At 42.0% G+C, this 8,614-nt stretch carries 5 protein-coding genes; 2 read left to right on the forward strand and 3 right to left on the reverse strand.

What is annotated here, in order from left to right; translation table 11 throughout:
- The first annotated feature begins 156 nt into the window (after nt 1-156).
- The gene (locus HG267_RS38325) at nt 157-297 is read left to right on the forward strand and encodes a hypothetical protein (protein WP_155539585.1); all 141 of its coding nucleotides are present in this window, start codon (nt 157-159) and stop codon (nt 295-297) included.
- Here HG267_RS38325 and HG267_RS38330 read toward each other — a convergent pair.
- From HG267_RS38330 to HG267_RS38340, 3 genes are all read right to left on the reverse strand, one after another.
- On the reverse strand, nt 282-2,417 hold the full coding sequence (locus HG267_RS38330) for a S8 family peptidase (protein ID WP_045873625.1): 2,136 nt from the start codon (nt 2,415-2,417) through the stop codon (nt 282-284). The two genes, HG267_RS38325 and HG267_RS38330, sit on opposite strands and share 16 nt — an antisense overlap.
- Nucleotides 2,418-2,492: 75 nt before the next feature.
- On the reverse strand, nt 2,493-2,744 hold the full coding sequence (locus HG267_RS38335) for a hypothetical protein (protein WP_045873626.1): 252 nt from the start codon (nt 2,742-2,744) through the stop codon (nt 2,493-2,495).
- Nucleotides 2,745-3,731: 987 nt separating this feature from the next.
- Nucleotides 3,732-6,299 (reverse strand): CHAT domain-containing protein, encoded by a 2,568-nt coding sequence (locus HG267_RS38340; RefSeq protein ID WP_045873627.1) that lies wholly within the window; start codon nt 6,297-6,299, stop codon nt 3,732-3,734.
- A gap of 731 nt (nt 6,300-7,030) precedes the next feature.
- On the opposite strand from HG267_RS38340, the gene HG267_RS38345 reads away from it, so the two are divergent.
- Nucleotides 7,031-8,446 (forward strand): hypothetical protein, encoded by a 1,416-nt coding sequence (locus tag HG267_RS38345; protein ID WP_045873628.1) that lies wholly within the window; start codon nt 7,031-7,033, stop codon nt 8,444-8,446.
- Nucleotides 8,447-8,614: the final 168 nt, after the last annotated feature.

The following is an 8,614-nucleotide window of genomic DNA, read 5'->3' on the forward strand; positions in this document are numbered from 1 at the left end:
GGATTAGACGGGGAAATTAAGGGGCTTAAGTAATTAATTTAAGCTTTTTAGCTTGTAAAAATGCTACATATTGGGTAAATTTGGCGAAATTTTGGCATAAATTAACCGCAAAACTAGCGTTATTTGCTGGCTTACTTTTATATATTTCTGAGCAGGGTGGGGATATGCACTTTTATTGCGATCGCACTTTACTCATACATGTGCGATCGCCATATTCAAGAAGTAGCGACTGAATGCGATCGCTTCGCAAAAATTCCAAATTACGAATTACGAATTACAAATTACCGCTTCACTTGAGCCACAGCCGCCTCAGCATTAATCAACCCACTACCGAAATAATACTGTTCTGCTGACACAGGTTTAGCCTTACCAAACACCCCAGAAGGACGCACATATGGAAAATCCCCGGCTGCACCAAACCCCACATCTGCTTGTAAGCGGTAGCGATTGATATCACCTTTACTCAGCGTTAAGCCATTGTAACTGGCAGTAGATTTGAGAATTTTCACAATCCCCTCTCGATTTAAGCGCCGTTGTCCATCTTCCCCTTTCATCAACGCCACCACACCCGACACCACTGGCGCAGAGAAGGAAGTACCCTGAACTTGTACGTATTTACCCAAGGGATCTAAAGCCACACCCCAAGCATAATCTGGCACCTTCATTCCTTGCCAGAAACCATCAAGGAAAGTTCCGCCAGTCGTTAAAATCCCTCCACTAGCAGCATTTGTTAAATCTCCACCAGGAGCGACAACTTGTAAACCACCACCGTAGCTGCTGTAAGCGGTGCGATTTCCGACAACGTTTGTCGCTCCTACTGAGATTACCCCAGGAATCGCCGCCGGGAAACTCACGCCGTCTAAATTCTCGTTACCTGCGGAAGCCACAATTACTAATTTGGGGTTATTATCCAGCACATCAAAAATTTGCTCGGTCAAACCTTCATCTGGTAATAAGCCACCCAAACTCATATTAATGATATCTGCACCACGGGCGTTAGAATAACCTATAGCTTCAATCAAAGATGCTGAGTCAATCTTACCGCCCAAGCCAAATACCCGCACTGGGAGAATTTTGGCATGAGGCGCAACACCCAACACACCAGATTTATCTTCAGAATTTGCCGCAATCACACCCGCACTCCAAGTTCCGTGAAATTCTGCGGCGATTTCATTGCGAATATAATTTTTGATGTAGAGTACAATTTGACCAGAGGAAGCATTAGGAAATCTCTGCTTTAATGCTTCAGCAAGACTGGCATATTTTTTCAGTAATTCCTCAGATGAAAGTACAAAGGTGTTTTGAAAATGAGCTTGCACAGTTGCTAATTCATCAGATCCAAGGCGCGTATCTGCATCACCTTCTTTACCGCTAGAAAAATCCCAACCGTATTGTTCATTGGGTAATTTATCGGGGCTATTGCCAGAATTGTAGAGATTCTTAGCTAAATCTGGATGATCCCATTGAATCACACTATCAATTACTGCTACAACCACATCCCGTCCGCCATTGCTGTTTTTCCAAGCTTCTGTAGCGCGGATATCAGTACGAGGGAGAAATTGACCGCGCCGAGGTGTACTGTTGAGATGCCACTGTAAAGGAAGTAAAGATGTAGTCTGGGGTGTGTCTTTAGGTTGAGGTAAAGTAGCGAGTAAACTTTGCAGATTTGCTTTGGCGTTGGGAGTTTCCGTTAATGAATTCGCCGCCAGAGTTTGATAAGATGTAGTCTGAATAAAATTCGGAGTCGCTGATTGGATTCCCGCCATATCCGTTAATTGATTGGCGATAGATAAAACTGCTGTCCCAGAAACTGATTTAGGACGTACTACATAATGATTTTTACTAAAACGTAGCTGTCTGACAACTTCTAGATTATTGCGGACTAAAATTAACTGTTTTTGACTATCAGAAAGTCCTGGTTCAAAGTTGACGATAATTTCATTTGGTAGCACAATCGTTTGTTGCTTTGATCCAGAATTACTATCTCCCGTGGTGCGAGTCAATACAGGTAAAGTTTCTTGGACATAAGGTTGCTTTTGAATTAGCTGTTGTAAATTGGTGACAGAATTACGGGTTGATGTGGGTAGTTTGACTAAAGCAAAATTAGCACCCAAAGGATTGACTTCTACATTAACACCACTACTTTGACTCAGATCCCGAACGCCTCCCCTACCAGAGCGTAAATCATCTTGTAATTGTTGAAACAGAGCTTTTCCCCTTGTCCTAACTGGTTTAAAAGCCACAGCTACAGTATCTTGACGCACAGACAAGGGAATTTTTTGACCGTAAAATGTGTAAAAAAGCTCATTATTTTTCTGTACTTGTGCGGTAACTTGCCGTTGCAGAGGTAGGATAGCCACGCTAGCAATACCCAAAATATAGCTAGTAAGTACAACGCTAGAAAGCAAACGTTTCACAAAGATTTCTCCAATTTTGGTGTTGGAGATACTTATCTCTGAAGGGTGAGGGGGTATGCAGTTAGAAAAACATTTTCAAATTTCCAATGCACCTAAAACTTTACGTTCATCCCACTCCGAACGCAGTTGGTCAACCCAAACTTGAGCATCCATCCCCGATAATAAATTAGGTACAACTCCATAAAACTCAGTCACTTTACGCTTTGGTTTGGCTGGAGTTTCTGACTGGGTAGATACTTGCTCTGTTAAATGTTGAATTAACTCCAGCTGTTCCTCTCGTGACAAACCTTGAGCTTGCTTTAATATTGCTTCTAAAAGAGAACTCATCAATATTTTACGTTAGATATACAGCGTATTTCCGATAAATAAGGTAAGCAGGTAGGGGCATGGCAATGCCCATTGGTGTCAACTTAAGCCGAAAGCTATATCGGGCAAGCGTTGTGCAAAACCCTCTCGCCCTCATCCCCTAACCCCTTCTCCCTAGGGAGAAGGGGAATTGAATCTCAGGCTCCCCTCTCCCACAGGGAGAGGGGCTGGGGGTGAGGGCAAAACCTTTCCACCAAGCGGGTTTCACGTTAAGTTGACACGTACGGGCAATGCCATGCCCCGAAGCGAAATCTATGATTTATTAGTGTTTTTCAATTACCCAATTTGTTTTGAGAACAAATGCGTAGGCGTAGCCCAACCTAGGCATCGCAAAAAACAACAAAGCGTAACTACACAGCCGCTTATTGTCAAACATCGCAATTTTTGAGCCAGCAATATACCTTTTTAGCTGCGGAAAACACTAAAATGATTGCGCGATATACCGAAATGAGTAAGCGATAAGGCTTATTACTTGCGGAAAACACTAAAATGAGTGCGTGATTTACCGAAATGAGTAAGCGTTAAGGCTTAATGAGTAGATGAAATGGTATTTTACTTGCGGAAAACACCAAAATGAGAAAGCGTTAAGGCTTAACGAGAAGGTGAAATGGCTTTTTGCTTACCTAAAACAAGAAAACGAGTACTTGATTTCGATAAACGAGAAGGAAATCGCCTTTTCTCTTTACCAAAAATCTAAAAATTAGTCCTCAATATCTGTAAATGATAAAGCCAGCGCATTTTCAGCAAAAAAAACAGATTGTAGGGGCACTGGCACTGCCATGCCCTCTAGAATATATTATCGGGACAAAGCAAAACCCCGTCTCCTCACAAAAAATCTATCGATATTAGAGATTCCCTAAATAATGACCAATGACAAATGACAAATGACCAATTACGAATTACGAATTACGAATTACGAATTACGAATTACGAATTACGAATTACGAATTACCGTTCCCCAATCAACGTAAACGCCGCCCAATTCACAGGGTTCGGAAACTTCTCCTTCGTCTTCAACATCGCCTGACGCAAAGCCAACGCTTTATCAGGCTGAGTTTGCAAACTCTTATAAAACTCCACCATTAAATATTGTGTCGGTTCATCCGGTACTTGCCACAGCGACACCAACACACTCGGAACACCCGCCAAAATCAACGAACGCGACAACCCAATCACCCCATCACCCGAAAGTTGCCCTTTCCCCGTTTCACAAGCACTGAGAACGACTAACTGAGCCTTGATTTTTAAATCTAAAATTTCCTCAGCCTTGAGTAAACCATCATCATTACCCGATGGTGCAAAAGCAATCCAGCTACCCAAACCCCGGTTATCATCAGCCCAACCGTGTGTAGCAAGATGAATCACATCAACTGTTGATAAGCGTTGCAATATATTAGCTTTCGTCGCCTCTTTACCCAGAATCGCCTGAGTTTTCAACATCTTAGCAATCGTCTTTGCTTCCAGTTCCGCCCCTGGTAGTGGATCTAACCGTGTTGCAGGTTTGTTAGGTTCCGTAGACACTAAAGGCATAGTAGGATTACCGACAATTAAGGCGTTATTATAATTAGTTTGTCTCCCTGCCACTAATTGATGAGTAAAATCTAACACCTGAATAGCTGGGGCGGTGAGAATGGTATGTTTTTCAATTAAATATTTACCTTGTTCATCTCGCAAAGCTGGGAAGGGCGCAAGAAATAAAGAACCTTGAGGAATGAAAATAACTCTATCATTAGGATTTTTTGGTAATAAATCAGCGATATCTTTAATTAAAATTTCATGCAGTTTTTGTAATGGCTTTTTCAAGTTTGCAGCATCAGGATTGACTTGGGAGATAATACCGCCAGCACGCCCACCTCTAACCACACCAATACCTAGACGGCTTTGATTCACTAATTTATCTAAAGTTGTATTATCTTTTTGCCATAGGGGTTTGAGGTCAGCTTTGCGGAATGTGATTTCACCATTCGGTTTGACAACCCAAATATAGAGGTCTGATTCTTTGAATTGTTCTTTACCTGCTCCTTTGAATTCATCATAAATAATAGAATATTGCACGAGAGTAGCATTTTGCTGTTTAGCAATTTGTTTAATCTGGGCAATTGTCGGTGCTTGCGGTGATTTATCCGCCTGTTTATTATTAGTAGATACACGAGATGCTAACAACTCAACAAACGCCCTAGCACGACCGCGTTCGGCAATTTCTAAAGCCGCATCAGTTTTATTTTGGGCAATTAGGACTTCTTGTAAAATTCTGTAGGTGCTGCTTTGGGTGTCAAAAAAAGAAACTTTGTTAGTATCAGCTAACTTTTTATCTCGCAGAGATTCCCAAACCTTAATTCCCTCATACAGGGTTTTCTCTGCGGCGCGGAAATTTCCTTGTTTGTAGAAAGCATTTCCTAGATTGTTTAAAGAAATTCCCTCCCCTAATCTATCTTTAATTTCCCGGGCGATCGCTAATCTCTGCTGATGGTACTCAATGGCTTTTGGGTAGTCTTCCAATGCACGGTAAACAAGACCGAGATTACCCAGGGACTGTCCCTCACCTAATCTATCTTTAATTTCCCGGGCGATCGCTAATCTCTGCTGATGGTACTCAATGGCTTTTGGGTAGTCTCCCAATGCATCGTAAGCAATACCGAGATTACCCAGGGACTGTCCCTCACCTAATCTATCTCTAATTTCCCGGGCGATCGCTAAGTGCTGCTGGTGGTACTCAATCGCTTTTGGGTAGTCTCCCAAAGAATAGTAAGCAAGACCGAGATTACCCAGTGACTTTCCCTCCCCTAATCGGTCTTTAATTTCCCGGGCGATCGCTAAGTGCTGCTGCTGGTACTCAATGGCTTTTGGGTAGTCTCCCAATGCATCGTAAGCAATACCGAGATTACCCAGTGACTGTCCCTCCCCTAATCTATCTTTAATTTCTCGGGCGATCGCTAATCTCTGCTGGTGGTACTCAATCGCTTTTGGGTAGTCTCCCAAAGCATAGTAAGCACTACCGAGATTACCCAGCGCCGTACCCTCGCCTAATCTATCTTGAATTTCCCGGGCGATCGCTAAACTTTTTGAGTGGTACTCAATCGCTTTTGGGTAGTCTCCCAAAGAAAAGTAAGCAAGACCGAGATTACCCAGCGCCGCACCCTCCCCTAATCGGTCTTTAATTTCTCGGGCGATCGCTAATCTCTGCTGCTGGTACTCAATGGCTTTTGGGTAGTCTCCCAATGCATGGTAAGCATTACCGAGATTACCCAGCGCCGCACCCTCTCCTTGACGGTCTTTGATTTCTCGATAAATAATCAGTGCTTGTTGCCACGATCGCAATGCAGCTTCAAATTGACTGGTTTGAAACTGCTGAACTCCTTGATCCAACAATCTATCAGCTTCGGCTTTCTTAGCTTGTGGTGTTTGCGCCAGTACTCGTAAATCTCCTGGCGTTCCCCAAAGGCTGAAATTTATCGGTGTGGAAGCTGTGGCGATAACTAGGGCGAGGAAACTTAGAGCAATTTTGTGAAAACGCATGAGGAATGATGAATTATGAAGTTAAGAGTGGATGGGGCTTAAGTAATTAGGTTATGCTTTTTAGCTCAGTAAAAATGCTAAAGATTTGATGAATTTGGCTAAGTTTTGGCATAAATTAACCGCAATACCCCCGTTATTTTGTTTGTCATTGCGAATGGAGCGAAGCGGAATGAAGCAATCCCATCCTTTGCGATTGCTTCTCTTCGAGACGCTAACGCGAACGCTTCGCTCGCAATGACAGGTAAAAAAGTGGGATGCTCCCCAATACCTCCGTGATTTGATGGCTTACTTTTACATACTTCTAAGCAGGGTGGGGGGTATGCAAGTTTGAGATACCGTTGGCGAATGGTGAGTATGATTTTTCAATGGTGATCTACATTGTTTTCTCACTTACCCGACATATCGCCCGCAGGCTATAAGCCACTGGCTCACGCTATCAAAGCCCACCTTCGTGGGCTGAATTTTCTTAGCCCACGGAGGTAAGCTCTTGTTCAATTAGCCGCACCCTTCTAGGGTGACGGCGATATATCGGGACAGGCGGAATTTCGGGACTTAACTTAAAACCTATATCCAACCCTCAACCCCAAGCCGAAACTTTACAAAAAAATCACCTGACTACCCGCCCAAAAACTGCATATCCCCAACCCGCCGAGAGTTAAGAAACAATAACGGCTCGAATCCAGGGGAGATGAGACAATTAACAACTAATAATTAAAAACACAAATTTACCAATGAGCAAGTTAAAATACTGGACATTAGTAACCCTAGATGGCACAGGGAATCTCAAATTCCCAGAACTGGAAAACGCCAAGTCTTTTTTTACTACCACCTTTGCAGACTTACCAAATATCGATGAAATCTCAGACACAATCATACAGCAGCGCTTACTAGAATTATCTCGCAATGCTGCCACACAGCCAAGCTTACTAGCACAACGCTGTTTACTCTGTTTTATATCCTGGCAAATTCAACAAGCTTGTTTACACCTCGCCCGCCAATTTGGGGATTTTCACGGATTTACTGAGCGCGATTTATTTCGTTATGTTTTGGATGACGATGATAGTTTAGAACCAGCTACTAAATATCAATCCTTTGGGCGAGAAGTTTTACAAACTTTTGACCCCGAAAAAAGCCTGCTGACTACTTGGGTAAGCCGCAAGGTAAAACAGCATAATGAACTAGAAAAATTTCTTTTAGAATGCGGATTGTATTTAGTGAGAGACTGGGCAATTTTGAATGATACCAAACCTCAACAATTAGCCAAAATTTTAGGCGAATTTCATTACCTCACACCCAAAGAAATTGAGCAAGCCCAAAAATTACTCGCTGCTTATCACAAAGTATATCGTACTGAACGCTGGCAACAACTAGCCCAGGGAAACCGCAGCAAATGTCCACCACCCACCACTGAGCAATTAGCAAAAATGGCTCAATTATTAGAATCAAAAATCCAGCAAAAAAATATATCTCGCTTATCTCCTGAAAATGTGATGCGACAACTCCAAAATTTAGCAGATAAGCTGCGACAATATAGAATTCATGTTAGAAGTGGTTTCTTAACCACAGAATCTTTAGATGTGCAGTTAAATGAAAACTTTGCTTTAATTGAGCAAATCCCCGCACCAGATTCTGACAATCTGATGACAGATAATAATGATGAAGAAATATTTTTAAAATTATATAGAAACCAAATCTTGCATTGTTTAGATTTAGCCTTAGCTGAAGTCACACAATCACGAGTAAACAAGCTAAATAAAAAAGATGCAGAGAAATCTAATCAATTTTTGCTAGCACTGCAATTATTCCATTGTCAGAGGCTATCCATGAATGCGATATCTCAACAATTAGGCTTAAATGCTCAATATCAAGTCACTCGATTATTGAAACTTAAAGAATTTCGTGCTGATGTCGAGCATAAAACATTGCAAAAGTTAAAAGCAGCCGTCATCCAACTAGCACAAGAATATTCTACACCAGAGCGTCTTGCTAACTTAGATCGACAAATTACCGATATCCTAAACGAACAAATTACAAGTTTAATCAAGCAAGCAGAAACTGAAGCATTAAGTATGCAGAGCCAGGGAAAAATGAGTCATTTTTCTCAACGGCTTTGTCAACAATTAAACCCCAATTTTACCAATTCTTGATTACAGAGGCGATGAATCACGTTTCTACAATTATTTACTTTTTGCAACATTATGAATACTTTACCCATGTCATTTGAATTTGAACGTTTACCGACTGAAGCCATTAGCCTTGATGCTGAAGAGATGCATCAAGCTATAGAATTTAGTCGCCCAATTCCTGATGATGGG

The sequence above is a fragment of the Tolypothrix sp. PCC 7601 genome (assembly GCF_025677855.1).
Lineage (GTDB): Bacteria > Cyanobacteriota > Cyanobacteriia > Cyanobacteriales > Nostocaceae > Aulosira > Aulosira diplosiphon.

Coding starts and splice junctions, on each gene's coding strand:
- HG267_RS38340 (WP_045873627.1), bottom strand. CDS start 6,299: ATGCGTTTTCACAAAATTGCTCTAAGTTTCCTCGCCCTAGTTATCGCC.
- HG267_RS38345 (WP_045873628.1), top strand. CDS start 7,031: ATGAGCAAGTTAAAATACTGGACATTAGTAACCCTAGATGGCACAGGG.
- HG267_RS38335 (WP_045873626.1), bottom strand. CDS start 2,744: ATGAGTTCTCTTTTAGAAGCAATATTAAAGCAAGCTCAAGGTTTGTCA.